The following is a 24,324-nucleotide window of genomic DNA, read 5'->3' as shown; positions in this document are numbered from 1 at the left end:
TTTTTTACATTTTTATTGAGATTGTTAGGATTGCATTGACAAAAAAACTTACTTTGATATGATGAAGAAAAAAGAAAAAAAGGGGGAAACCATATGTTTATGACAACAACGGAAACCATTCCTGGAAGAGAAATAGAACTTTTAGGGATGGTAAAGGGTGCGACCATTCAGAGCAAAAATATCGGCAGAGACATCGGTGCCGGGCTGAAATCCATTGTAGGCGGCGAGCTGAAAGGCTATACGGAAATGATGGAAGAAGCCAGAGATATGGCGGTAAAGCGCATGATTCAGGAGGCGGAAAAGCTGGGAGCGGACGCTATTGTCTGCGTGCGGTTTTCTACCAGTGCCATCATGCCGGGAGCGGCGGAGGTCATGGCCTTTGGCACAGCGGTAAGATATAAATAAGAGGATATACAGGCGCCGGAGGCAGAGCAGGCCATTTCCGGCGTATTGTTTTCCGGAAAAAGCGAATTTGGGACATAGAAACGGAGGAAGCACATGGGGGAACTGTACGAAAAAAAGGAAAGGACATACCATGAGGTACTGCCGGATCTGGAGGAGAGAAAGGAAATGGCGGCCTATCTGGGTCGATGGGTCTGGTATCTGTTTTGGCTGGTGATTCCAGGTTTGATAGCAGGTCTGATGAACTCCAGTTTGGTATCCTCTTCCACCGTACGGATGGCAGGCGATGTACTGACTATCTGTACTGGTGTGGTCTACGGTGTAATTTTGCTTGTTATGGGAAAGAAGGAAGGGCAGTATACATTTGCCGGGATCAGTTATATGGTAGCTATGATAGTCACCGTTCTGGGCGAACTGATAGGAGAAAGCGTCATAGCGGCGCTGTTGTATCTGGTAGTAGTGTCCGCTCTTACAGTCTATACGGAGTATAAGGAATTTTATGGACATAGTACCGTGCTGGGGAACTATGATTTTGCTTTTTCCGAAAAATGGAAGAACTTATGGAAATGGTATCTGGGTTGTAATGTGGTGATTGTGGGATCTACATTTTTGCTGCTGGTAGGATCTATTGTGACTTTGCTGGCGGCGCTCCTTCTTCTGGGCGGAACGATCGCTCTGCTGGTGGCCAGCATTATAAAGCTGGTATATCTGTACCGCATGGCAAAGCTGCTGCGGAATTTCTCCGGGGAATGACAGAGAGAAACTGCCTTAAGGATATCATAATAAACATCGCTGGAATCTTTGCGGCATAAAGGATTCCGGCGATTTTTTTTTGAAGGGAATGTTTTTTATGAAATTGGCTAATGCGGTTCTCTTTTATGCAGACAGGAAAACTGCCTTTGTATTTTCTGTGTGTTCGGGGTATAATGAGGCAGAAGGAGGGATATGTCATGTACATGATCGTGGAAGAAGGCGGCTATCGCATGGAAAAGAAAGTGCCGGAGGCGGCATGTGAGATCATCGGTGTGTTTTCCTATGACGAGATGCGGGAGGCGGCGGCACAATGGGGCATCTCCCTGCTTTTGTTGGAGGAGGCCAGAAAATTCGGCTTTGCCAAGTATGACAGCTTTGAAAATTTTGACTGCATCAGTCTGGAGATGCAGAATTATCATAATATCCCCATTAGCCATGGCAGTGTGGTGATCTATCTGGAAAAGGGGAAGGCCTGCTTTTTTACCTCCAGAAAAGAGCGGGTACTGAAAATTCTGCGGGAAAACGCCGAGAGCCTGGGGGAAAAGATTTCCTGGAACCGGCTTTTGTATCTGTTTTTTGAAGCCCAGACGAAAGAGGAGGAGATTGCCTTTGACGCCATGGAAAAGCAGATCCTGCATCTGGAGCAGTCGCTCATTACTTCGGAACGGCGCAATTATGTCAATGAGATCATCCATCTGCGCAAAAACCTGATGATGATGAAACGATATTATGAGCAGTTTTTGAATGTACTGGATGTGATGATGGAAAACGAGAACGGCATTTTTGACGGAAAGACCCTCCGCTCTTTTAAAATGCTTTCCAGAAGAACGGAACGAAGCTATCAGAATATACTGAATCTGCGGGAATATGTGACCCAGGTACGGGAATCCTACGAGGCGGAGGTGGACATCAGCCTGAATACCACCATGAAGATTTTTACAGTAGTTACTACCATTTTCCTGCCGCTGACTCTTATCGCCGGCTGGTACGGCATGAATTTCCAGATGCCGGAATATGGCTGGAAACATGGATATGTCATGGTCATTGTGCTGTCGATTCTGTTTATTCTTCTGGGGATTGCTTTTTTTAAGAAAAAGAAATGGTTTTAAGAAAAACGAGGGTACTGCATTTTGACGAAAAAAAGTTGCCGTATTTTTGTAAAAACAGTTGACACCCTCGTTTTGTGTGCTATAATCTCTTTATAAGCGTTGACGAGGACAGTAGTCCTTTTCAGACGGCCAGAGAAGAGCGCCTTGGCTGGAAGCGTTCCGCGTTTGAAAAGTGTATGAAGACCACCTCTGAGCGGCCCTAATCCGGCACGGTGACTCCGTTATCGTCAAAAATGAGTGGTTTTATGAAACAATAAGGGTGGAACCGCGGGAGAATATACTCTCGTCCCTTTTCCGTAACAGGAAAGTGGACGGGATTTTTTTATTGCAAAAAAATCGCACTTTCCGAAATCAAAGAAAAAATGGTAAAGGAGAGATTTTGTATGAAAATCGTATTGAAGGACAATGTGGTAAAAGAATTTGATCAGCCCGTATCCGTGATGGAGATCGCCAAATCCATCAGTGAGGGTCTGGCAAGAAACGCATGCGCGGGTATTGTCAACGGCGAAGTAAAAGACCTGCGTTATGTGGTAGACGGTGACGCGGAAGTAAGCATCTGCACATTTGAGGATGAGGAAGGTAAGCTGGCGTTCCGTCATACAGCATCCCATATTCTGGCGCAGGCCGTGAAGAGACTGTACCCTGAAGCAAAGCTGGCCATCGGTCCCGCTATTTCTGACGGCTTCTATTATGACTTCGACAGAGAAAAGGCCTTCACACAGGAAGAACTGGAAGCGCTGGAAGCAGAAATGAAAAAAATCGCAAAAGAGGATATCGCCATTGAGCGTTTTGAACTGCCTCGTGCGGAAGCCATCAAATATATGGAAGACAGAGAAGAACCATACAAGGTAGAGCTGATTCAGGATCTGCCGGAGGACGCTGTGATTTCCTTCTATAAACAGGGTGACTTTACAGACCTGTGCGCAGGCCCTCACCTGATGAGCACAAAGGCTGTAAAAGCCATCAAGCTGACATCCGTAGCAGGCGCTTACTGGAGAGGCAGCGAAAAGAACAAAATGCTGTCCCGTATCTATGGTACAGCATATCCCAAGGCATCCGAGCTGGAAGCATACCTGACCATGATGGAAGAAGCGAAAAAACGTGACCACAGAAAACTGGGTAAAGAACTGAAGCTCTTCGCTATGATGGATGAAGGCCCTGGTTTCCCCTTCTTCCTGCCCAATGGTATGGTGCTGAAAAACACACTGCTGGATTACTGGAGACAGATCCACAAAGAAGCAGGCTATGTAGAGGTTTCCACACCTATTATCCTTAACAGAGACCTGTGGTACAGAAGCGGCCACTGGGAACACTACAAAGACAATATGTATACAACCGTTATTGACGATGAGGACTATGCGGTAAAACCCATGAACTGCCCCGGCGGTATGTTGATCTATAAGCAGGATATGCACTCTTACAGAGACCTGCCCATCCGTATGGGTGAGATCGGTCTGGTACACAGACATGAAAAATCCGGTGCGCTCCATGGTCTGATGCGTGTACGTTGCTTCAATCAGGATGACGCGCATATCTTTATGACACCGGAACAGATCAAAGACGAAATCAGCGGCGTTATCCGCCTGATTGACGGTGTTTATAAACTCTTCGGCTTCAAATACCATATCGAACTGTCCACAAGACCTGAGGACAGCATGGGCTCCGATGAAGATTGGGAAATCGCAACAGATGGTCTGCGCAACGCTCTGGAAGAAAACCATATCCAGTATACGGTTAACGAAGGCGATGGCGCGTTCTATGGTCCTAAGATCGACTTCCATCTGGAAGACTCCATCGGCAGAACATGGCAGTGCGGTACCATCCAGCTGGATATGCAGATGCCTGAAAGATTCGAACTGGAATACACAGCGGCTGACGGCAGCAAGAAACGTCCCGTTATGATCCACCGTGTATGCTTCGGTTCCATCGAACGTTTCATCGGTATCCTGATCGAGCACTTCGCAGGTCAGTTCCCTACATGGCTGGCGCCTGTACAGGTAAAGGTACTGCCTATCTCCGAAAAATATGCTGATTACGCAAAACAGGTATCCGACGCTTTGGACGCAGCGGGTATTCGTGTACAGACAGATTACAGAGCGGAAAAGATCGGTTACAAGATCAGAGAAGCAAGAAACGAAAGAGTGCCTTATATGATCGTTGTTGGGGAAAAGGATCAGGAAGTAAACAAAGTTTCCCTGCGCTCCAGAAAGAACGGCGAAGAAGGTCAGGTTGATCTGGCAGACGTCATCGCAAGAATCCAGAAGGAAACAAAGGAAAGATCTTTGGACTAATCAGGAAATCCTGAAAACGGCCCAAAAGCAATACAGAAACATAGCGGTATTTCGCAAAAAAAGCGAAATACCGCTTTTTTTGCGCCTGAAATTCGGGGGATGGCAAAACTTGAGACTTTCTGAGACTGTTTTTTCTGTATGCTGTGGATGTCCGGGGAAAGGAGGAGAAGATGGAGATAGAAGTGGGGTTGTTTTTTACGGCGTTAGGCGGTGTCATTGGTTTTCTGGGCTGGATGGCTGGCCGTGACAGGACATTAAGCAAAGACGCGGAATGGCGGGGCGGCGTCAATGCCAAGCTGGATATGATTTTACAGATGCAGCAGCGCATCCAGCAGATGGAACACGCGCAGAAGGGGCTGGAGAGCCGCCTGAGCGCTTTGGAGAACAGTGTAAAAAGCGCCCATCACAGATTGGACGAGTTGACATAGTATGAAAGGGGGAGAGAAATGAAGATCAACTGGAAAGCACGAATGAAAAATCCCTATTTTTGGGTAGGACTGGCTGCCGTAGTGATGACGGCGGTGGGTGTCAGCCCGGAAACCTTTACCAGCTGGGAGATCCTGCGTCAGCAGCTGGGGGAGCTGCTGGGCAATCCCTTCCTGCTGGGAACGGCCCTGCTGGCGGTGCTGGGGGTATTGACAGATACCAGCACAAAAGGGCTTAGTGATGAAAAGCAGAACAAGCAGAAAGAGGGGGAATGAGATGTATTTAATCGCATTGGATGACGGACATGGCAGGGGAACGGCAGGGAAACGGACCCCGTTGTTTGCCGACGGTTCCTATATGGAGGAAAACGCATATAATAAAGCAGTAGTGCAGCTGCTGGAGGAACTGCTGCGCGTCCGTGGATTTGCGGTGCTTCTGGCAGCGCCGGAGGATGATGATACACCGCTGGAAACCAGAGTCAAACGAGCCAATGACGCGGGAGCGGATGTGTATGTATCCATCCATGCCAACGCCTACGGAAATGACTGGAACAGCGCCAACGGCGTGGAAAGCTGGGTCTATGATAAGGCGGACCAGAAAACCATAAAGATGGCCGAAGCCATCCACAGGGAAGTGATTGATGCTCTGGGCCGGAAGGATCGGGGGATTAAGAAAAGCGGTGATCTTTATGTGCTGCGTAAGACCAAAATGCCGGCGATCCTCATTGAGGGCGGTTTTATGACCAACCCGGAGGAGGCAGAACTGCTGCGAAGCGACAGCTACCGGCGGAAAACAGCGGAAGGAATCTGCCGGGGGCTTTGTGCCTATTACGGGGTATCCTATGACGTTGACGAAAAAAAGGAAAAGAAGGAGGAAGAAGTTATGCGCTATCAGAAAATCGAGGATCTGCCCTATGGCAAGGAGATTATGAAAAAGCTGGTGGAAGAAGGTGTCATCAGCGGCGATGAAAATGGGAATCTGAATCTGACGGAAGATATGGTCCGTATTTTTATGATTCTGGACAGAAAAGAGCTGCTGTAAAGAATCCAGCAGACCTCCTTTAAAATGGAACTGTGTTCGTGAAAAGGGAGTGGGCGGCAGAGAAATGCCGCCTGCTCTTTTGGCATAAAAACGGCATGGGTGAAAAACACCCATGCCGTTTTAGTTTTCTTCTTCTGTCAGCGCCTTTTGGCAAAGGGGGCAGATGCCGCTGAATTCCAGCGTGTGCCCGGTAATGCGGAAGCCTGTTTTTTGTTCCAGGTCTTCCTCCAGCTCCCGCAGAGGGCAGGAATCTACGGGAATGGTTTTTTTACAGACCGTACATACCAGACGGTGATGATGGTCGTGATGCTCTAACGCATAGTAAGCTTTTTTGTCCTTCCGCTGTGTTTTGCTGAGGATGCCCTTTTCGGTCAGGGTATTCAGGGTGCGGTAAACGGTAGAGAGGTTCATGGCCAGAAGCGGTGTTGCCTTTTCGTGTACTTCTTCCGCCGTCATGGCGCGGTTTTCCTGCTGGAGGATAGACAAAAGCAGCTGACGTTTTTTCGTCGCTTTCAGATCCGCGCTTTTCAGTAAGCTTTCTTCCATGTGCTACCCCCCTTTCTTCCTCTCATGATAGTATAGGAAAAGGACTTTGTCAACGAAGGGGGATCATTTTGCGTCGATCTCTTCCAGTGCGCGGATAACGGCAGGCATATCCTCTTCGGCGGGAACGCGGAAACGGATGGAGTTTTTGCCCAGAGTATAGAAATCGTCGCCGGAGATGACAAGGATTCTGCGTTTCGCGAATTCCTCCGCTAGATCCACATTAGGATCATCGTGGGTCAGCAGGCAGATGGAAACAGTATCGCAGGTCTCCGCGATGGAGATATGCTTCCAGGGGCGGAACAGCTGTTTTTTCAGTTCCGCTGTTTTGCTGCGCAGGATGTTCAGGAAATCTTCGTCCGCGATGGTCTTAGCGGCGATACTCCGGGAAAATTCGCTCATGGCGTAAGGATTTGTGATATTGGCCATGGGCGCAACCAGTTCTTCCGGCAGGATCACATAGCCGGCGCGCAGACCAGCCAGACCAAAGCCTTTGGAGAAGGTCTTTACCAGAATCAGGTTATCGTACTTTTCGCAGAGGGAAGCGGCGGAGTTTTCCTTGGGCATATAATCGCCGTAGGCTTCGTCCACAATAACGGCAGTGTTGTATTTCTGGGCCGCTGTCAGGATTTTTTCGATTTCGGACAGAGGAATTACCTGGCCGGTGGGATTGTTGGGGTTATCCAGATAAATGAGCTTATGCGCCGGTTTCAAAGCGGCGATCAGGTCCTCCGCACAGAAACGGTAATTGTTTTCCTTTTTCAGAGGCACACCTTCAAATGTGGCGCCGTACATTTTTACATCGGTTTCATATTCAGAGAACTGGGGCACATAGCCCAGAACGGCGTCGCCCTGTTCCAGGAACAGACGGTTGATAAGATACAGACCGCCCACAGATCCGTCGCAGAGGAGGATCTGACGGAAGGAAGGGGACATATAGCCTTTCCAGTAGTTCTGGATACTTTCCTTTACGGCAACGGAATGGGGATAGGGCCGCATCATTTCAAAGGACAGCTCCTGAAAAGCCGCCTGTGCCGCAGGGGGAACCATAACCGTATTGATGCCTTCGCCGCAGTCGATGTCATAGGGCAGAGGACCTGCGGATTCAATGGCATAGCTGACTTTTGTATTGGCCGCGATGGCGGAATGGATACGTAATTTCATAGATAAAACCTCCTGAAAATTTGAATTTAAGACAAACAGAACGGGAAAACAAGAAGATGCTGTGGTCTCGTTTTCCCGCCTGTGGTTGATTTGTTTATGGCCGGATGTTAGTTCTTTTTGGGAACTTCACCGTTTTTGATTACCTTATACAGACCTACTGTCAGCAGAGGCAGCAGATATACCAGAATGAAGCCGTAAGCGATTGCGGAGTAACCCATGCTGATCAGGTTGATGATACCGATCTTGGAGAACAGGATCGCAACGATCAGGATGCCTGCTGTAATCAGACCTCTCATCTTAGGAGACAAAGGCTCTTTGTTGGATTCTTCCATGCTGTGGTCCAGTCTTTCCAGCAGTGCGTGAATCATGCCGGTAGCAGTCTCGATCAGTGTCCAGCCGGCAACAACACCGAATACCAGTACAGGAATGGGGCTGTCGGATACGGACTGGAGCATTACCAGCCAGGGTACGGACGCGCCGATGATGTTTTCATCGGGGTAGTAGCCCATAACTGCAAAGTAGGTCAGGAACCAGGGAACAGTCATCAGCAGCGCACCGATGATACCGGAGATGACTGCCTCGCTTCTCTTTGTCTGTGCCCGCAGGGTAAAGAGGCCGGCGGGGATAGCGGACAGGTTGTAGGAAGAATAAATGATACCGGTCCACATAGCCAGAGGGATGGTAGCGCCCTCTACAAAGCTGGTGTCACTGTTAGCGAATACGGCGGAGATATTGTCCTTATTGGCGGTGATAACCATGATGGTAAAGATGATGTAGGCCGCGTAAAGGGCGATGGTGCCGTATGTTTCAAATTTCGCGATAAATGCGCTGCCGAAGAAATTCAGGAAGGCAACGATAACAATCAGGATGACAACGCCTACCATATAATTCAGACCGATGGTCTGCTGTAAGATCTCACCGGTAGCAGATGCCATGATGGAAATGATCAAAAACAGCAGGATGACATACAGAAAATCGTAAATGGGCCATGCCTTGCCAATGATCTGTTTCAAGATGGATTTGTAGTCATAGATACGATAGATGCGGGCCAGTTCAAAGGTCAGCACCGCGATGACGGCGAAGGTCAGGAAGGTAAATACACCGGATACCCATCCAATCGCGCCGAATTTGCCGCCGTACTCGATGATTTCACGCCCTGTCGCGTAGCCGCCGCCCATCAAAACGGACTGCAGCACGATCCCCGGAAGAAGTACCTTCATGAAGCCGGAGGTGCGGAAATCTGTGTTTTTTGATGCCATAAATACCACTCCTCTTTTGTGTGAATAAATATAAATAGAAATTTAATAATAGCGAATATCATTATACAACTTTTTTAAGGAAAGTCAAGAAATGGAAGGAAAATGCATGGTATACAATATTGAAAACCATGCGGAAAAAAAGTTTCTTTTTTTTCTTTGACATGATAAAATGAAAAAAATCGTAAAAAGGCTCTGTAGATTTTAGAATAAGAAGGAGAGGACCTGTCTCTTTTTCCCGTCAGACAGGTGCTTTTCTTTGAAAAAGAGCGTTATGGGAAATATTTCCCGGGAAAAGGGATTGTTTTTTGGGAAATACTCCTCTTTTGGGGAAAGGAGAAGAAGAAAATGACGAAAAAAGAAAAAGTGGCGGTGGTTCTGGATCTGCTGCTGGAGCATTATGGTCCTACCAAGTGTTATCTGAATCATGAAAATCCCTGGCAGCTTTTGATTGCTACCATGCTGTCGGCGCAGTGTACCGATGATCGGGTGAATTTGGTTACAAAGGATCTTTTTCAGAAATATACCTCGATTAAGGATTTCGCGGAAGCGGATCTGGCGGAACTGGAACGGGAGATTCATTCCACCGGGTTTTATCATAATAAAGCGAAGAATATCATTGCCTGCTGCCAGAAACTGCTGGCGGAGTACGAAGGGGAAGTGCCTTCCGATCTGGACGCCCTGACTTCCTTGGCGGGCGTTGGCAGAAAAACAGCCAATGTGGTTCGGGGAAACTGGTACGGTATTCCCAGTGTAGTGGTGGATACTCATGTAAAACGGGTGTCTAATTTGCTGGGGCTGACGAAAAACCAGGACCCGGTCAAGATTGAATTTGACCTGATGAAGATTGTGCCAAAAGAAAAATGGATCGACATCAATACCCAGATGATCGCCCACGGCAGAAAGATCTGTATTGCCCGCAGACCAAAATGCGGCGAATGTTTTCTGTTTCCATACTGTACCGGCGGCCAGAAACTGGCAAAAGAGACAAAGTAAATTTTTCTAAGATTTTATTAAGCTTTTCATAATAATTCTGTATTGTGTTGCGAAAGGTGATAAACGGATGATATAATCCTACCAGAAACATAGTCTTTATTGTTTCTGATGATCACATAAAAAATAAAAATAAACAGGAAGAGGGGATCACATGACATTACGGAAAAAATTATTTGCAGGTTTCTTGGCGGGTGCCATGGCACTGACGATGGCAGGCTGCGGCAGCACATCAGCGAATACATCTGCTGACACATCAGGCGTGGAGGCACTGCTGCAAAAGGCGGAGGAAACCATGGCCGGCGTGACCAGTATGAGTTCTCAGATGGATATGGTGATCGATATGACGCTGGAGGATGAAACTTTCTCCACAGCCACCACAGCCAACATTGAGGGTTTTTATGACCCTGTCAAAATGAAAATGGACATGACATTAAGCATCAACGGAGAAGAGATCCAGAATTATGGCATGTATGTGCTGCAGGACGGCGATACACTGACTTCCTACATGGATCTGGGCGGCGCATGGTATGCGCAGCCGGTTGATCTGGGCAGCATTTCCCAGTACGATGCGCAGCAGAACATGAATCTGTATCTGGAAAATCTGCAGACCTTCAGCGAAGCGGGCACTGAAGAAGTCAACGGAAAGAGCGCAACGATTATCGCAGGCGTACTGACTGGCGATTCCATGAAGGAAGCCATCGCAAGCTCCGGTATTGAAAGCATGTCCGGTGAATTTGGCATGACAGAAGAAGAACTGAACAATCTTTTTGAAAGTCTGGGCGATATGCCGGTAAGACTGTGGATCACAGATGACGGTTATGTTGTGAAATACGAACTGGATATGACCGAAATGATGGCAAGTCTGATGAGCTCCATGGGCACCGAAGATACTGGCGGCATTGCCTTTACAAAAACAATGGTCTCCATGACTTGTGACAATTTCAACGCTGTGGAAGATTTTGTGATCCCCGCGGATGCGTTGGCGGCAGAGTCTCTGGCATAAAAAAGAGAGGGGCTTCCGATGTCAGGGACATCTTTATAAGAAAACAAAGAAAGCTGAAATCCTTATGAAAAGGATTTCAGCTTTTTTACTTTGACTGAGCTTTTTTGGGTAAGTTTTCTTGTGCAGACAGCAGCAGCAATTCTCCTTAAGAAAGATAATGTCTTCTTAAGGGGAATTTGCGTTTACCGGAAGGGTTTTTTCATATAAATGGGACAATGGATGTACCATAAGATATTCCTCTTCGGTTTCCTTCTGTGTTTGAAAGCCCAGCCGGCCATAAAGCCGGACGGCAGGATTGGTTTTCTGAACGGATAAAGAGACCTGTTCATAGCCTTTCTTTTGAAGGAGGGAGAGCATTTCGTTCATAAGCGCGGTACCAATGCCCCTTCCTCGGAATTCCGGCAGAAGGGAAATGGCCAGAGAAGGTGTATGCTGGTCCACATGGCCGTAATCCTCCATGATGCGGGCCCAGACCAGGCCGACGACCTGACCGTCATGTTCCGCTGCCAGTGCATAGTCGTGTGGGCGGCCAAAGCCGGTGATATAAACCTGCAGTTCCGGCAGATCCACCACAGAACGGGGCGGCGGTTCCGCTCCTTCCGGCAGGAAAATGGCGTGATAGAGAAAATCCGGCAGAAGGCAATCTTCTTCTTTATTTAGCGCACGAATGATACAATCCATAGAAGCCTCCTTTTTTGGCGTTTTTTTAATACAGTAGTTATGATAGCAGAAACAGGAGGAAAGAAACAAGAGAGATTCGTCATTTTTGTGATATATTGCATAGTAAAACGATATATTTTATTTAATTTGGATAGCCGATTTTTTTTTGTTTGTATAAATTGACAGTAGGAATTGTATGTGATACGATACATTCAAGGAGTTTTGTATAAAAAGGAGGTCTTGTGTATGTCTTATAGTCCGTTATTAGGTTCCGCTTTTAATCGCACTAAGCTGCGTGATCCCGCCCATCCCTGTACCTTTTCCGGCATGTGCTCCATGTGTATGGCCGACTGTGTAGGTACCTGTGAGATCGGCATTTCCGCTGTGCGCGGCGCTGATGCCGTATATCCCACCACCACCGGCGACAATCAGGTGGCTTCTGAAAAAAAATATCCTATTGATTATTCTCATTTTAATATCAATGGCCGTGTCTTTGGCGCCGTAGGGGCGGAGGCAGATTCCGACAAGGCAACCATTTATCATGTAAATCTGGAGACACAGATCGGGACGCTCCATCCTGTCAAACTGAAACTGCCCATTATTCTGCCCGCGTTGATTAAACTGAACTGGCAGGATTATTTCGGCGGCGCGGCCATGGCCGGCGTTCTGACGGTCATTGGGGAAGGCTCTGTGACGAAAGACCCGACACTGCGGCTGGAAAACGGCAAAGTGGTTCACTGTCCGAAACTGCGGGAATTTCTGGACGCGTTTCGGAAATATGACCGGGGCTATGGCCAGATCATTTTGCAGGTGAACGTAGATGATGACCGCATCGGTGTGCCGGAATACGCCATCAAAGAATGTGGCTGTGAAGCCATTGAGTTTAAATTTGGTCAGTCCGCCAAGGGAACACAGCCCGTCAACCGTCTGGCGACGCTGGAGGATGCCTTAAAGGCCCAGCAAAACGGCCTGCTGGTAATCCCTGATCCTTCCGATCCGGAGGTGCAGAAAAAGTACCAGGCTGGATTTGGCGAAAACTTCCGTTCCTATGGCAGACTGCCTATGTGGGATCTGGAGTATCTGGGCAAGAGAATCGAAGAACTGCGTCAGATGGGTCTGAAAAATGTATACTTCAAGATGGCAGGCTACGACTATGCCGATCTGGAGCACGTTCTGCGGATTGCTTCCGAGTTGCAGGTGGATCTGGTTACATTTGACGGCGCAGGCGGTGGTTCCGGTTACAGCCCCTGCAAAATGATGAATGAATGGTGCCTGCCTCCCGTCGTAATGGAAAGCTATTTGGTAGAGATTCTCCAGAGACTGGAAAAAGAAGGCCTGTCTCTGCCGCATGTGGCTCTGACCGGCGGCTTTACCATGGAGGATCAGGTATATAAGGCTCTGGCCTTTGGCGCGCCCTACATCAACCTCATCGGTATCTGCCGCGGCTCCATGGCGGCGGCCATGAGCGCCAAAAAGGTGGGCGAATTGCTGAAAGAGGGCAAACTGCCTGTGGAATTGCAGCGCTTCGGCTCCACTGTGGATGAATTGTTCCCTGATCTGCGGGAACTGCGCAATATTTACGGGGAAGAAGCAAATAACTTCTCCACCGGCGCCATCGGTGTATATTCCTATCTGAACCGGATCGCCTTCGGTTTGAAGCATTTCGCGGCCCTGAACCGGAAATTCTCTCTGGAATATATTGACCGCAGCGATATTTTCCCGCTGACCAGAGACGCCAAGGATCTGCTGGACGGGAAATGGATGAAATGATTTTGTAAAGCCATAAAGACCCCTGGGGAGCGTACCGCTCTCCGGGGATTTTTTATATTACAAAAATATGAAATTTCGGAAAAACAGGCGGAATTTGTTCCTGTTTATGGTATACTAAAATGTAATGAAAAAATCTAAAAGACGAGGTAGTTACATGAACGAAAAAACACTCCATACACTGGAATACGATAAAATGATACAAAAACTGACTTACTACGCCGTTTCCCCCATGGCAAAGGAGTTGGCGCAGAATCTGACGCCCTCCGTTTCCCTTTCGGAGATCGCGCTGCGCCAGCAGGAGACAACAGAGGCTGTGAGCATGGTACTGCGCAAGGGCAGCCCTTCCTTTGGCGGTTTTCGGGAGGTGCGCCCCCAGCTGAAACGAGCCTCCATGGGCGGTATCCTGTCTATCCCGGAGTTAATGCACATCGGGGAGTTTCTTTATGTCTGCCGGAAGGCGAAAAATTACGCCAAAAACGAAAACAAGGCAGAGACCTATGAGCGGCTGGATGAGTATTTTGAGCTGCTGACACTGCTGCCCCAGCTGGAAAATGAAATCAACCGCTGTATTGTTTCGGAAACAGAAATTGCCGACGACGCCAGCGCCGGCCTGAAATCCGTCCGCAAGGAAATCAAGATTTCCAACGACCGGGTGAAGGATCATCTGAACAGCGTCATTTCCTCCTCCGCATACCGGAATATGCTCCAGGACTATGTGGTCACTATCCGAAACGACCGCTACTGTGTGCCGGTCAAGAGTGAATACAGAAGTGTGTTCCCTGGCATGATTCATGACCAGTCCAATACAGGTTCTACGTTGTTTATGGAGCCTTTGAGCGTAGTGCAGTTGAACAATAAGATTAAGGAATTACAGGCAAAGGAAAAAGAGGAAATCGAAAAGATCCTTATTTCCCTGTCCTTGATGGTAACACAAAACGAAGCGGTGCTGGGCGCTGATCTGGAACTGCTGACCCAGCTGGATTTTATTTTTGCCAAGGCGCAGCTTTCTCTGTCCATGGATGGGACACAGCCGCTGTTTAATACAAAGGGCTATGTGAATATCCGCAAGGCCAGACATCCGCTGCTGGATGCCAAAACGGCGGTACCCATTGATCTGTATTTGGGGAAAGACTTTACTACGCTGCTGATTACAGGGCCGAATACCGGCGGTAAGACGGTTGCTTTGAAAACACTGGGGCTCTTTTCCCTGATGGGGCAGGCGGGTCTGCATATCCCGGCGGGGGACCATTCCCAGCTGGCGGTGTTTGAGGAGGTTTTTGCCGATATTGGCGACGAACAGAGCATTGAGCAGAGTTTGAGTACCTTTTCCGCCCATATGACCAATGTGGTACGGATTCTGGACGAAGTGACAGACAATTCTCTGGTGCTGTTCGATGAACTGGGCGCGGGCACAGACCCCACAGAGGGGGCCGCTCTGGCTATGGCTATCATACAGTACCTTCATCAGCGGGGCATCCGCACGGCGGTTACTACCCATTACAGTGAATTGAAGGTATACGCCCTTTCCACGGAAGGGGTAGAAAATGCCTGCTGTGAGTTCGATGTGGAAACGCTGCGGCCTACGTACCGGCTGCTTATTGGGATTCCCGGCAAGAGCAACGCCTTTGCTATTTCCAAGCGTTTGGGATTGCAGGATCATATCATTGATAGCGCCAGAGAGTTTATTTCCCATGAGGACGCCCGTTTTGAGGATGTTATTACGGATCTGGAAATCAGCAAAAAGAGCGTGGTGTTCGAGCAGGAGCGGGCGGAACAGTACCGCAAAGAGGCGGAAAGCCTGAAAAAAGAAGTGGAACGCCAGAGAGAAAAGACAAGAGAACAGAAGGAAAAAATCCTCCAGAAGGCAAGAGAGGAAGCCAAACAGATCTATGCCCAGGCAAAGGAGGAAGCCGATGCCATCATCAAGGAAATGAACCGGGAGGCAAAACAGAAAAACCAGCAGAAGGCCCTGGAAAACAGAGCCAAGCTGAAAGAAAAGCTCTCCAGCGTCCAGGAGGACTTCCTGAAATCCAAGAAGGTAAAGCCTACCCACAGACCGCCGGAAAAACTCCAGGCGGGGGATCGGGTTTATGTCATTTCCTTCGACCAGAACGGTGTGGCCTTGTCCGCGCCGGATAAAAATAAAGAGGTCATGGTGCAGATGGGTGCCATGAAGGCCAAGATTCCTTTGGCGGAGCTGATGCTGGATGATACCCCTCAGCCGAAAGAGCAAAAGCAGCGGCCTGTCAACGTCAAAGCAAAGAACAAAAAAAGCCAGTTTATCTCCGCCGAGATCGACTGCCGGGGACAGCTGGTGGACGAGGCGCTGGCCAATATTGACAAATATATCGATGACGCGTATTTATCAGGACTGAAACAGATTGTCATTATCCACGGCAAGGGCACCGGCGCTCTGCGGGCAGGGGTACAGCAGTATCTGCGTACCAATCCCCATGTAAAGAGTCAGCGCCCGGGTACTTTTGGGGAAGGCGAAGCCGGGGTAACGGTTGTGGAACTGAAATAAAAAAGGAGAGAGTTCTATGAGTGAAAAGCAGAAGATACTGGTAGTGGACGACGACCGTCATATCGCGGAGCTGATCTCCCTCTACCTGATGAAGGACGGATATGATTCCAAAGAAGTATATGACGGCAGAGAAGCCCTGACGGAGTTTGACAGCTATCTGCCGGATCTGGTACTGCTGGATCTGATGCTGCCCGGTATGGACGGCTATCAGGTCTGCACGGAGCTGCGGAAAAAAAGCAAGGTCCCTGTTATTATGCTGACGGCCAAAGGGGAAACCTTTGATAAGGTGCTGGGGCTGGAGCTGGGGGCGGACGATTATATCGTCAAGCCCTTCGATCCCAAGGAACTGATTGCCCGGGTCAAGGCGGTTCTGCGCCGGTATGAGGCGGGGGCAGGTCAGGAGGATGAGAATATCCTCCACTTTCCGGATCTGGAGATCAATCTGGGCAATTACACAGTTACATATCACGGAAAAAATATGGATTTCCCGCCCAAGGAGTTTGAGCTGCTGTCCTTTCTGGCGCAGCATCCTAACCGGGTTTTTACGAGAGAACAGCTGCTGGATCGGATCTGGGGCTATGAGTATGTAGGTGATACCCGGACTGTAGACGTCCATGTAAAGCGTATCCGGGAGAAAATGAACCGGGAGGACGAATGGGGGATTCGTACCGTTTGGAGCGTAGGTTATAAATTCGGGCAGAAATAAAAAAGAAAGCCTCATTTTTGAGGCTTTCTCTGAAGCAACAGTCGAAATCAAAGGCCGTTATTTTCTTCTGCTTTGTCAGAAGCATCCGCTTCCTGTACCGGCACAGCTTCCGCAGGAGCTGAAGAAGGGACTTCCGTTTCTTCCGGTGGCGGGCTGTCGGTTAAAGCGGCGGCAGCCTGTTCCCGTTCCGCTTTTTTGCGGGCCATTTCCATCTCGCGCATTTTTACTTTGCGGATATTGGTAATGCGCAGCATGACGCAGAGGATATAGAGGAACAGCAGCAGATGATGGAAGCTGTTCATCTCTTTCCAGGGGATGTAAAAAAGCAGAAAGATCGCTGCCACAAACAGGATCAGATCTGTGGTACTTCTTTGTTTTCTCTGGGTAGGACGTTTATTCATAAGTTTCGTTTGCGGGCGGATGGTCCCGCAGCTCCTTTCCTGTAAGATCAAACCAATTTTGGTTTACCAGCCCATTATATCATAGGGAAGGAAAAGCGTCAAAGACTAATGAAAACAGGCACTTTACTTTTTTTGGAGGAATCTGGAATGCGAATCAAATCCATTGCCACAAAACAGTTTTTGCTGTATGTAGGCACCCTGACCGTCTGTCTGATGATTATGGGAGCCTCTCTTTCCGTGGCTTATACGAGACATTATATGAATGGAGTAAAGGACGAGCTCATCGAGCAGGGCAGGAAGATTTCCAGCGCCATTTCCAAAGCCTATGTGACAGGAGAAGTGGGCAATCTGGCCTACGAGATGCAGGTATTGGAGGATTATATGGGCGCCGGTGTACTGCTGATGAATGATGAGGGCGTCATTGTACTGACTTCGCCTGGTATGGACAAAACACTTCTGGGTCAGGTGCTGGCCTATGAGGAACTGGTAGAAGGTGTGCGGGAGGGAAATATCGTTTCTCTGCAAACAGGGTCCTCCACCGTCTTTGGTACGCCTATGATGGTGGTGGGCTATCCCATTTCCACGGGCAGCCTTGCGGGCATCTTTATGTGCCGTTCTTTGCCGGAAATCGAGCTGTCTCTCCATGAAATGTACCGTTCCGGTCTGGTGAGCCTGCTGCTGGCGTTCATGGTGTCCATTCTGGTGAGCATCGTTACATCCAGAAGGATGACAGAGCCCATGATGGAAATGAATAAAGCGGCGAAGGTGATCGCCGGAGGAAATTTTGAGCAAAGAGTGGAGATCTACAGTGAAGATGAACTGGGCCAGCTGGCGGAGAGCTTTAACCATATGGCGGAAAGTCTCCAGAACACGGAAACTACCCGCCGGAATTTTATCGCCAATATTTCTCACGACCTGCGTTCTCCCTTAACCAGTATCCAGGGATTTTTGACGGCCATGCTGGACGGCACTATCCCGCCGGAAAGACAGGAGCATTATTTGCAGATCGTGCTGGAGGAAACACAGCGTCTTTCCCGTCTGGCGGAAGGCGTAGTGGAAATGAGCCGGGCCCAGAGCGCCAAGATCATACTGGAAGAAACGGATTTTGATATCAATGAGCTGATCCGGGAAAACAGCGCCATTCTGGAGCCGCAGATGCAGGAGAAAAACCTTTCCCTGCAGGTAAGTCTGGCGGAAAAGGTATCTATGGTACGGGCGGACCGTGACAAGATTTCCCGCGTGATCCGCAATCTGATGGGCAATGCTGTGAAGTTTTCCAATGCTGACGGCGTCATCGAAGTAGAAACCACATTGTCGGGAAAAAACAAAATCCTTGTTTCTGTGCAGGACCACGGCGCGGGTATCAGCGAGGAGGATCAGAAATATATCTTTGACCGGTTCTATAAGGCTGATGCCACCAGGAATCAGGACAAGACCGGCATGGGGCTGGGGCTTTCCATTGTGCGGGAATTCCTTCAGGCCCATGGAGAGACCATTGCCGTCAAAAGCAAAGAAGGCGAAGGCAGTAAATTTGTATTTTCTCTGCGTTTAGCAGATAAAAAATAAAAAAAGATACAAAGGAGGATGTCTATGAAGTACAATTTTGACGAGGTCATTGACAGAACACACAGCAATTCCATGAATACGGACGGCTGGCGGGAATATATTTTCCACGCGCCCAGAGACGCGAAATTCCCGTATCCTGATGATGCCTATGTGCGGATGTGGATCGCCGATATGGAATTTGCCACACCGCCCTGCATCATTGACGCCATGAAGGAACGACTGGACAAGCGGATCTTTGGCTATACGAAAGTATTTGATCCGGCATATTTCGAGGCTTTTTCCGCGTGGTGCCGGAATCGGTATGAATGGGAAATCAAGAAAGAGGAGCTGGTGACATCTCCCGGCATTATCCCTGCGCTGTTTGAACTGACGGGATATATCTGCCAGCCGGATGAAAAGGTACTGATCCTCACACCGTCCTACGCTTATTTTAAGCATGCGGTAGATTTTAACCACAGAGAGCTGGTTTGCTCTGACCTGATTAACACAGACGGTTACTATACCATGGACTTTGCGGATATTGAGAAAAAAGCGGCAGACCCTAAAGTAAAACTTTGTATCTTCTGCAACCCCCACAACCCCAGCGGACGCATCTGGACGGAGGAGGAACTGCAGACTTTCGGCGAGATCTGCCTGAAAAACAATGTCATGATTATTTCTGACGAGATCCACTGCGACCTGATCCGTACAGGCCTGCGCCATACGCCTCTGGCAAAGCTGTTCCCGGACAGCGACCAGATTATTACCTGCATGGCGCCCAGCAAGACCTTCAATATGGCGGGGCTGATGTTCTCCAATGTATTGATCCCTCATGCAGAAACCATGAAGGTATGGAAAGCAAGACATTATGACTTTGAAAATCCTCTGTCCATCGCGGCGGCACAGGCGGCATATGAAAAAGGCGGCGAATGGCTGGCGGAACTGAAGCTGTATCTGGACGATAATTTCCGCTTTACAAAGGAATATCTGGCGGAGCACCTGCTGGAGGCGAAATTCCGTATTTCCGAGGCCACTTATCTGGGCTGGGTAGACATTGGCGCTTATGTGGAAAAGGGCACAGACCTGCCTCTGCTGTTTGCCAATGAGGCCGGTGTACTGCTGGAAGGCGGCGATATGTTCGTACAGAACTCCGATACGTATATCCGCCTGAACCTGGCCTGCCCCAGAGCGGGACTGGCAGAGGGCCTGCGCCGGATCTGCTATCTGCTCAATAAAAAGAAAAAATAAACAGAATAAAATCATATGGAAACATGGGCTTTCCTGAAAAAAACATGAGTGTTTTTGGAAAGTGGCTGATTTTCTAAAAAAGAATCGCCGGAATTCTCTGCCTTTGGCAAGGATTCCGGCGATTTTTATGAAGATTTCATTTTAGAATTTCTTTTTTGCTTCGCTTTCGCAGTAGATACAGCGATAGATCCGGCGCTCCCGGTCTGTCAGCTTGAAGATATGCTTGATCTCCTGCTCCACGGAGGTGATGCACCGGGGATTTTTGCAGGTGATAACATCGCAGATCTGCTCTGGCAGTTCCGGATGGAATTTATCTACCTTCTGACCGTTTTTGATGATGCTGATGGTGATGTTAGGGTCCATATAGCCCAGCACCCCCAGGTCGATGTCCAGCACCTGGTCAATTTTAATAATATCTTTTCTGCCCATTTTCTGGCTCACAACATTGCGCAGCAGAGCCACAGAGCAGTCCAGCTCTTCCAGATGGAGGAAGTGATAAATCTCCAGGCTCTTGCCGGCGGTGATATGGTCGATTACGATGCCGTTTTGAATCTCGTCGATATGCATTATACTTCCACCCCCAGTAATTTCAGAATCAGTGCCATACGGATATATTTGCCGTTCTGTGCCTGTTTGAAATAGCAGGCGCGGCTGTCCTCGTCCACGTTTGTGGCGATTTCATTGACTCTGGGCAGGGGATGAAGGATGCACAGATCCTCTTTGGCGTTTTTCAGCTTGTCCAGTGTCAGGATATAGCTGTCTTTCAGACGGATATAGTCCGCCTCGTTGAAGAAACGCTCCCGCTGTACTCTTGTCATGTAAAGGATGTCCAGCTTGGGCATCACTGCCTCCAGATCCTGGGTCTCCTCAAAGGACATATTTTTCTTTTCCAGTACATCATGGATGATATACTCCGGCAGACGCAGCTCTTCGGGAGAGATCAGCACGAAATGGATGCCGGTGTAGCGGGACAGGGCATGGATCAGGGAATGTACTGTCCGCCCGAATTTCAGGTCACCGCAGAGCCCAACGGTCAGGTTGTCGAAACGGCCCTTTTCTCTCTGGATGGTCAGCAGGTCCGTCAGTGTCTGGGTAGGGTGGTTGTGGCCGCCGTCCCCGGCGTTGATGATGGGAACGGGGGAGTGCATTGCCGCTACCATGGGCGCGCCTTCCTTAGGATGGCGCATGGCGATGATGTCCGCGTAACAGCCCACCACTCTTACGGTATCGGATACGCTTTCGCCTTTGGAGGCAGAGCTGCTGTTGGCTTGGGAAAAGCCAAGTACCGTGCCGCCCAGCTCCAGCATAGCCGCCTCAAAGCTAAGGCGTGTTCTGGTGGAAGGCTCAAAAAACAGAGTGGCCAGTTTTTTTCTATGGCAGGCTTCGCAGTATTTATCGGGGTTTGCGATAATGTCGTTGGCAGTGGCTACCAGCGCGTCGATTTCTTCTACGGTCAGATCTGTAATATCAATTAAGTTTCTCATTTGTTATCAGTCCTCCAGCTTTCATCACTGGGATTGTTGCGGAAAGCGATGAGTCTGGCGATATCGGATTCCTTGATGTAGCCTTCTTCTGCGGCTACTTCCGCTACGGCGTCAAAATTGGACAGGCTCACGTTTTTCACATTGGCCTCCGCCATTCTGTCCAGACCTTTCTGCATACCATAGGTGAAGATACTGACAATGCCCAGCACTTCCGCTCCTGCTTCCCGCAGAACGTTTACTACTTCGATGGCACTGCCGCCGGTGGAGATCAGGTCTTCCACTACAACGACCTTCTGGCCTTTTTCCAGCTTGCCTTCGATCTGGTTATGTCTGCCGTGGTCCTTCTGGCCGGAGCGTACATAGCCCATGGGCAGGCCCATAATATGGCCTACGATAGCGGCATGAGCGATGCCGGCAGTGCTGGTGCCCATGAGAACCTCACAGTCGGGATATTCCGCCTTGATGGTTTCCGCCAGGGCGTTTTCCACACGGGTTCTTACTTCAGGCGCCGTCAGTGTCAGACGGTTGTCACAGTAAATGGGGCTTTTGATGCCGCTGGCCCAGGTAAAGGGTTCTTCGGGGCGCAGGAAAACGGCGCCGATGGACAATAAATCTTTTGCGATCTGTTTTTTCATATCTGTCATTATTTTTCGCCTCCTAAAAATTCAGCAACACATCTTCTGTAAGCAGCAACAGGGTCTTCTGCCTGTGTAATGGGACGGCCCACAACAATATAGTCGGAGCCGATTTCTCTTGCTTTCGCGGGAGTGGTGATCCGCACCTGATCGCCCTTGTCTCCGTCCGCAAAACGTACGCCGGGGGTAACCGTCAGGAATTCCTGGCCGCAGACCTCTTTTACCATGCCTGCCTCCAGAGGGGAGCAGACAACGCCGTCCAGACCGGCCAGCTTGGTATTTGCCGCATAGTGCATAACCACTTCGTTCAGAGGACGGTCGATGAGCAGATCATTCTGCATCCGTTCCTCGCTGGTGGAGGTCAGCTGTGTTACGGCAATGAGCAGGGGACGTGTGCCGTCGGGACGGGTCAGACCCTCCAGCGCCGCTTCCATCATGGCGATGGTGCCGCCTGCGTGTACGTTGCACATATCCACATCCAGATTGGACAGTACGGACATGGCTTTCTTTACGGTGTTGGGGATGTCATGGAGTTTCAGATCCAAAAAGATTTTGTGGCCTCTTGCCTTGATTTCTCTGACAATGGCAGGGCCTTCTGCGTAAAACAGCTCCATGCCGATTTTCAAAAAGGGTTTTTCCTCTGTGAAACGGTCCAAAAAGGCGTACAGATCCTCTTTGCTGTTAAAGTCACAGGCAATGATAACGTCTTTGCTCATTTGCGGGCACCTCCTATAATGTCGTTTAAGTCTGTAATGCCGTAGCGTTCCATGACGCGGGGCAGATCTTCGATAATATTTTTGCAGGCAAAGGGCTCTACCAGATTGGCGGCGCCTACCTGTACGGCCGTAGCGCCTGCCAGCATCATTTCAATGACGTCCTCCGCCGAGGAAACGCCGCCCATGCCGATGACGGGCACCTTCACAGCCTCCGCTACCTGGTATACCATGCGGACAGCGATGGGGAAGATGGCTTTGCCGGAAAATCCCCCCATTTTGTTGGCGATGACGGGGCGCTTCGTTTTCAGGTCGATGCGCATACCCATCATGGTGTTGATAAGGCTGATGCCGTCAGCGCCGGTGTCCTCGCAGGCTTTGGCGATGGAAACAATGTCGGTGACGTTGGGGCTTAATTTGATGTAAACAGGTTTGGTAGTGACAGCCTTAACGGCTCTGGTCACTTCTGCCGCCGCTTCCGGGCTGGTGCCGAAGGACATACCGCCGTGATGTACGTTAGGGCAGCTGACATTGACTTCAATGATGCCGACCTGTTCTTCTTTATCAATGCGTTCACAGCAGTAGGCGTATTCCTCTACGGAGAAACCGCTGATATTGGCGATAACCGGCTTGTGGAAGCATTTTTTCAGCTTGGGCAGTTCCTCGGAAATGACTTTGTCGATGCCGGGGTTCTGCAGGCCTACGGAGTTAATCATGCCGGAAGGACATTCCGCGATCCGGGGCGTAGGGTTGCCGAAGCGGGGCTCTTTTGTAGTGCCTTTAAAGGAAAAGGAACCCAGAATATTGATATCGTACAGTTCCGCGAATTCATAGCCATAGCCAAAGGTGCCGCTGGCGGGGATCACGGGATTATCCAGCGTAAGGCCGCTGAGGGTGACTTTTGTATTTACCACTTGATCTCCTCCTTTTCCAGTACGGGGCCGTCTTTGCAGATCCGTTTCGTGCCGTATTTTGTCTCGCAGCTGCATCCCATGCAGGCGCCGAAGCCGCAGCCCATCCGTTCCTCGAAACTGAGCTGACCGCTGGTGACGGTTACGTCAGAAAGGGCTTTCAGCATGGGTTCGGGACCGCAGGTATAGAAATAAGTATAGTCATCCAATGTTTTCACAACATCTGTTACAAAACCTTTGGTGCCCAGAGAGCCATCCGCCGTAGCTACATGGACGGGGATGCCAAGGGCCTTGAATTCCTCAATGTAGAAGGCTTCATCCTTTGTATTGAAGCCCAGGATTACAGAAGGCTTTTTGCCTTCCTCCAAAAGGTCTTTTGCCAGACGGTACATGGGAGGCACACCAACGCCACCGCCGATGAGCAGAGGCTTCTGGCCGCTTTTGGCGGTGTCATAGCCGTTGCCCAGACCAGTGAGGATATCCAGTGTTTTGCCGGCGGGCAGGGTAGAAAGATATTCGGTGCCTTTGCCTACCACTTTGTACAGTATGGTAATGGTTTTTTCATCATAATCGCAGACGGAAATGGGACGGCGCAGGAAAAAACCGTCCAGCTTGATATTGATAAACTGTCCCGGTGCGGTAATGGCGGAGGTATCCCCCGCCAGAACCATTTTCAGGACCTGATCCGTCAGATGCTGATTGATCTTAATGGTATAAATAGACTGCTTCACAACGTACCTCCT

At 49.4% G+C, this 24,324-nt stretch carries 25 protein-coding genes; 14 read left to right on the top strand and 11 right to left on the bottom strand.

Annotation, left to right across the window (positions count from 1 at the left end; genetic code table 11):
• Window positions 1–93 precede the first annotated feature (93 nt).
• The 7 genes from H9X84_RS06400 (at window position 94) to H9X84_RS06370 (ending at window position 6,022) form a co-directional block, all read left to right on the top strand.
• Window positions 94–405 (top strand): YbjQ family protein, encoded by a 312-nt coding sequence (locus H9X84_RS06400; RefSeq protein WP_205133480.1) that lies wholly within the window; start codon window positions 94–96, stop codon window positions 403–405.
• 93 nt (window positions 406–498) lie between these two features.
• The gene (locus H9X84_RS06395) at window positions 499–1,155 is read left to right on the top strand and encodes a hypothetical protein (RefSeq protein WP_205133479.1); all 657 of its coding nucleotides are present in this window, start codon (window positions 499–501) and stop codon (window positions 1,153–1,155) included.
• 197 nt (window positions 1,156–1,352) lie between these two features.
• Window positions 1,353–2,264, top strand: coding sequence for a CorA family divalent cation transporter (locus H9X84_RS06390; protein WP_205133478.1), 912 nt, complete (start codon window positions 1,353–1,355; stop codon window positions 2,262–2,264).
• Window positions 2,265–2,647: 383 nt separating this feature from the next.
• Complete coding sequence (gene thrS / locus H9X84_RS06385; RefSeq protein WP_205133477.1) at window positions 2,648–4,555, top strand: threonine--tRNA ligase; 1,908 nt, start codon at window positions 2,648–2,650, stop codon at window positions 4,553–4,555.
• Window positions 4,556–4,725: 170 nt separating this feature from the next.
• Entirely contained in the window at window positions 4,726–4,983 is a 258-nt protein-coding gene (locus tag H9X84_RS06380; protein ID WP_205133476.1) for a hypothetical protein, read from the top strand.
• 18 nt (window positions 4,984–5,001) lie between these two features.
• Entirely contained in the window at window positions 5,002–5,256 is a 255-nt protein-coding gene (locus H9X84_RS06375; protein ID WP_205133475.1) for a phage holin, read from the top strand.
• A gap of 1 nt (window position 5,257) precedes the next feature.
• The gene (locus H9X84_RS06370; RefSeq protein WP_205133474.1) at window positions 5,258–6,022 is read left to right on the top strand and encodes an N-acetylmuramoyl-L-alanine amidase family protein; all 765 of its coding nucleotides are present in this window, start codon (window positions 5,258–5,260) and stop codon (window positions 6,020–6,022) included.
• 120 nt (window positions 6,023–6,142) lie between these two features.
• Here the strand turns inward: H9X84_RS06370 and H9X84_RS06365 are convergent, their stop codons facing one another.
• The 3 genes from H9X84_RS06365 to H9X84_RS06355 form a co-directional block, all read right to left on the bottom strand.
• Window positions 6,143–6,568 (bottom strand): Fur family transcriptional regulator, encoded by a 426-nt coding sequence (locus H9X84_RS06365; RefSeq protein WP_205133473.1) that lies wholly within the window; start codon window positions 6,566–6,568, stop codon window positions 6,143–6,145.
• Window positions 6,569–6,631: 63 nt separating this feature from the next.
• Window positions 6,632–7,729 (bottom strand): pyridoxal phosphate-dependent aminotransferase, encoded by a 1,098-nt coding sequence (locus H9X84_RS06360; RefSeq protein WP_205133472.1) that lies wholly within the window; start codon window positions 7,727–7,729, stop codon window positions 6,632–6,634.
• 107 nt (window positions 7,730–7,836) lie between these two features.
• Entirely contained in the window at window positions 7,837–8,988 is a 1,152-nt protein-coding gene (locus tag H9X84_RS06355; protein WP_205133471.1) for a hypothetical protein, read from the bottom strand.
• Between the two features lie 345 nt (window positions 8,989–9,333).
• Here H9X84_RS06355 and nth point away from each other — a divergent pair, with 345 nt between their 5' ends.
• Window positions 9,334–9,981, top strand: a complete 648-nt coding sequence (gene nth, locus H9X84_RS06350) for an endonuclease III (protein WP_205133470.1) — start codon at window positions 9,334–9,336, stop codon at window positions 9,979–9,981.
• A gap of 151 nt (window positions 9,982–10,132) precedes the next feature.
• Window positions 10,133–10,984, top strand: a complete 852-nt coding sequence (locus tag H9X84_RS06345; RefSeq protein ID WP_205133469.1) for a DUF6612 family protein — start codon at window positions 10,133–10,135, stop codon at window positions 10,982–10,984.
• Window positions 10,985–11,149: 165 nt separating this feature from the next.
• On the opposite strand, the gene H9X84_RS06340 is transcribed toward H9X84_RS06345, so the two are convergent.
• The gene (locus H9X84_RS06340) at window positions 11,150–11,665 is read right to left on the bottom strand and encodes a GNAT family N-acetyltransferase (protein WP_205133468.1); all 516 of its coding nucleotides are present in this window, start codon (window positions 11,663–11,665) and stop codon (window positions 11,150–11,152) included.
• Window positions 11,666–11,890: 225 nt separating this feature from the next.
• On the opposite strand from H9X84_RS06340, the gene H9X84_RS06335 reads away from it, so the two are divergent.
• The 3 genes from H9X84_RS06335 to H9X84_RS06325 all read left to right on the top strand — a co-directional run bounded on the left by H9X84_RS06335 (window position 11,891) and on the right by H9X84_RS06325 (window position 16,644).
• Window positions 11,891–13,414: a glutamate synthase-related protein gene (locus tag H9X84_RS06335; protein WP_243423581.1), complete on the top strand. Its 1,524-nt coding sequence runs from the start codon at window positions 11,891–11,893 to the stop codon at window positions 13,412–13,414.
• 154 nt (window positions 13,415–13,568) lie between these two features.
• Window positions 13,569–15,938: an endonuclease MutS2 gene (locus H9X84_RS06330; protein ID WP_205133467.1), complete on the top strand. Its 2,370-nt coding sequence runs from the start codon at window positions 13,569–13,571 to the stop codon at window positions 15,936–15,938.
• Window positions 15,939–15,954: 16 nt separating this feature from the next.
• Complete coding sequence (locus tag H9X84_RS06325; RefSeq protein ID WP_205133466.1) at window positions 15,955–16,644, top strand: response regulator transcription factor; 690 nt, start codon at window positions 15,955–15,957, stop codon at window positions 16,642–16,644.
• Between the two features lie 47 nt (window positions 16,645–16,691).
• Here H9X84_RS06325 and H9X84_RS06320 read toward each other — a convergent pair whose 3' ends face one another.
• Window positions 16,692–17,045 (bottom strand): hypothetical protein, encoded by a 354-nt coding sequence (locus tag H9X84_RS06320; RefSeq protein WP_205133465.1) that lies wholly within the window; start codon window positions 17,043–17,045, stop codon window positions 16,692–16,694.
• A 147-nt stretch (window positions 17,046–17,192) separates the two neighbouring features.
• Between H9X84_RS06320 and H9X84_RS06315 the strand changes: the two genes are divergently transcribed.
• Together H9X84_RS06315 and H9X84_RS06310 are read left to right on the top strand one after the other, a co-directional pair.
• The gene (locus tag H9X84_RS06315; RefSeq protein WP_205133464.1) at window positions 17,193–18,611 is read left to right on the top strand and encodes a sensor histidine kinase; all 1,419 of its coding nucleotides are present in this window, start codon (window positions 17,193–17,195) and stop codon (window positions 18,609–18,611) included.
• 24 nt (window positions 18,612–18,635) lie between these two features.
• Window positions 18,636–19,838 carry a MalY/PatB family protein gene (locus H9X84_RS06310; protein ID WP_205133463.1) on the top strand — a complete coding sequence of 401 codons (1,203 nt, stop codon included), beginning with the start codon at window positions 18,636–18,638 and terminating at the stop codon, window positions 19,836–19,838.
• A gap of 141 nt (window positions 19,839–19,979) precedes the next feature.
• Here the strand turns inward: H9X84_RS06310 and H9X84_RS06305 are convergent, their stop codons facing one another.
• The 6 genes from H9X84_RS06305 to H9X84_RS06280 are packed head-to-tail and all read right to left on the bottom strand — an operon-like array spanning window position 19,980 to window position 24,312.
• Window positions 19,980–20,405, bottom strand: a complete 426-nt coding sequence (locus H9X84_RS06305; protein ID WP_205133462.1) for an aspartate carbamoyltransferase regulatory subunit — start codon at window positions 20,403–20,405, stop codon at window positions 19,980–19,982.
• Window positions 20,405–21,322: an aspartate carbamoyltransferase gene (gene pyrB / locus H9X84_RS06300; protein WP_205133461.1), complete on the bottom strand. Its 918-nt coding sequence runs from the start codon at window positions 21,320–21,322 to the stop codon at window positions 20,405–20,407. The genes H9X84_RS06305 and pyrB overlap by 1 nt, the downstream gene beginning before the upstream one ends.
• Window positions 21,319–21,966 carry an orotate phosphoribosyltransferase gene (gene pyrE / locus H9X84_RS06295; protein WP_330612284.1) on the bottom strand — a complete coding sequence of 216 codons (648 nt, stop codon included), beginning with the start codon at window positions 21,964–21,966 and terminating at the stop codon, window positions 21,319–21,321. Before pyrE ends, pyrB begins: the two co-directional genes overlap by 4 nt.
• Window positions 21,966–22,673 carry an orotidine-5'-phosphate decarboxylase gene (gene pyrF, locus H9X84_RS06290; RefSeq protein ID WP_205133460.1) on the bottom strand — a complete coding sequence of 236 codons (708 nt, stop codon included), beginning with the start codon at window positions 22,671–22,673 and terminating at the stop codon, window positions 21,966–21,968. Before pyrF ends, pyrE begins: the two co-directional genes overlap by 1 nt.
• Window positions 22,670–23,584: a dihydroorotate dehydrogenase gene (locus H9X84_RS06285; protein WP_205133459.1), complete on the bottom strand. Its 915-nt coding sequence runs from the start codon at window positions 23,582–23,584 to the stop codon at window positions 22,670–22,672. The genes pyrF and H9X84_RS06285 overlap by 4 nt, the downstream gene beginning before the upstream one ends.
• A complete protein-coding gene (locus H9X84_RS06280) occupies window positions 23,578–24,312 on the bottom strand; it encodes a dihydroorotate dehydrogenase electron transfer subunit (protein ID WP_330612283.1) in 735 nt (244 codons plus the stop codon). The genes H9X84_RS06285 and H9X84_RS06280 overlap by 7 nt, the downstream gene beginning before the upstream one ends.
• Window positions 24,313–24,324: the final 12 nt, after the last annotated feature.

The organism is Anaerotignum lactatifermentans (assembly GCF_016902535.1).
In the GTDB taxonomy this organism is placed as follows: Bacteria; Bacillota; Clostridia; order Lachnospirales; family Anaerotignaceae; genus Anaerotignum; species Anaerotignum lactatifermentans_A.
This window is presented reverse-complemented; position numbering and strand designations above follow the sequence as displayed.

Coding starts and splice junctions, on each gene's coding strand:
- H9X84_RS06380 (WP_205133476.1), top strand. CDS start 4,726: ATGGAGATAGAAGTGGGGTTGTTTTTTACGGCGTTAGGCGGTGTCATT.
- H9X84_RS06400 (WP_205133480.1), top strand. CDS start 94: ATGTTTATGACAACAACGGAAACCATTCCTGGAAGAGAAATAGAACTT.
- nth (WP_205133470.1), top strand. CDS start 9,334: ATGACGAAAAAAGAAAAAGTGGCGGTGGTTCTGGATCTGCTGCTGGAG.
- H9X84_RS06310 (WP_205133463.1), top strand. CDS start 18,636: ATGAAGTACAATTTTGACGAGGTCATTGACAGAACACACAGCAATTCC.
- H9X84_RS06320 (WP_205133465.1), bottom strand. CDS start 17,045: ATGAATAAACGTCCTACCCAGAGAAAACAAAGAAGTACCACAGATCTG.
- thrS (WP_205133477.1), top strand. CDS start 2,648: ATGAAAATCGTATTGAAGGACAATGTGGTAAAAGAATTTGATCAGCCC.
- H9X84_RS06360 (WP_205133472.1), bottom strand. CDS start 7,729: ATGAAATTACGTATCCATTCCGCCATCGCGGCCAATACAAAAGTCAGC.
- H9X84_RS06315 (WP_205133464.1), top strand. CDS start 17,193: ATGCGAATCAAATCCATTGCCACAAAACAGTTTTTGCTGTATGTAGGC.
- pyrF (WP_205133460.1), bottom strand. CDS start 22,673: ATGAGCAAAGACGTTATCATTGCCTGTGACTTTAACAGCAAAGAGGAT.
- H9X84_RS06330 (WP_205133467.1), top strand. CDS start 13,569: ATGAACGAAAAAACACTCCATACACTGGAATACGATAAAATGATACAA.
- H9X84_RS06365 (WP_205133473.1), bottom strand. CDS start 6,568: ATGGAAGAAAGCTTACTGAAAAGCGCGGATCTGAAAGCGACGAAAAAA.
- H9X84_RS06325 (WP_205133466.1), top strand. CDS start 15,955: ATGAGTGAAAAGCAGAAGATACTGGTAGTGGACGACGACCGTCATATC.
- H9X84_RS06390 (WP_205133478.1), top strand. CDS start 1,353: ATGTACATGATCGTGGAAGAAGGCGGCTATCGCATGGAAAAGAAAGTG.
- H9X84_RS06370 (WP_205133474.1), top strand. CDS start 5,258: ATGTATTTAATCGCATTGGATGACGGACATGGCAGGGGAACGGCAGGG.
- H9X84_RS06355 (WP_205133471.1), bottom strand. CDS start 8,988: ATGGCATCAAAAAACACAGATTTCCGCACCTCCGGCTTCATGAAGGTA.
- pyrE (WP_330612284.1), bottom strand. CDS start 21,966: ATGACAGATATGAAAAAACAGATCGCAAAAGATTTATTGTCCATCGGC.
- H9X84_RS06340 (WP_205133468.1), bottom strand. CDS start 11,665: ATGGATTGTATCATTCGTGCGCTAAATAAAGAAGAAGATTGCCTTCTG.
- H9X84_RS06375 (WP_205133475.1), top strand. CDS start 5,002: ATGAAGATCAACTGGAAAGCACGAATGAAAAATCCCTATTTTTGGGTA.
- H9X84_RS06305 (WP_205133462.1), bottom strand. CDS start 20,405: ATGCATATCGACGAGATTCAAAACGGCATCGTAATCGACCATATCACC.
- H9X84_RS06345 (WP_205133469.1), top strand. CDS start 10,133: ATGACATTACGGAAAAAATTATTTGCAGGTTTCTTGGCGGGTGCCATG.
- H9X84_RS06395 (WP_205133479.1), top strand. CDS start 499: ATGGGGGAACTGTACGAAAAAAAGGAAAGGACATACCATGAGGTACTG.
- pyrB (WP_205133461.1), bottom strand. CDS start 21,322: ATGAGAAACTTAATTGATATTACAGATCTGACCGTAGAAGAAATCGAC.
- H9X84_RS06335 (WP_243423581.1), top strand. CDS start 11,891: ATGTCTTATAGTCCGTTATTAGGTTCCGCTTTTAATCGCACTAAGCTG.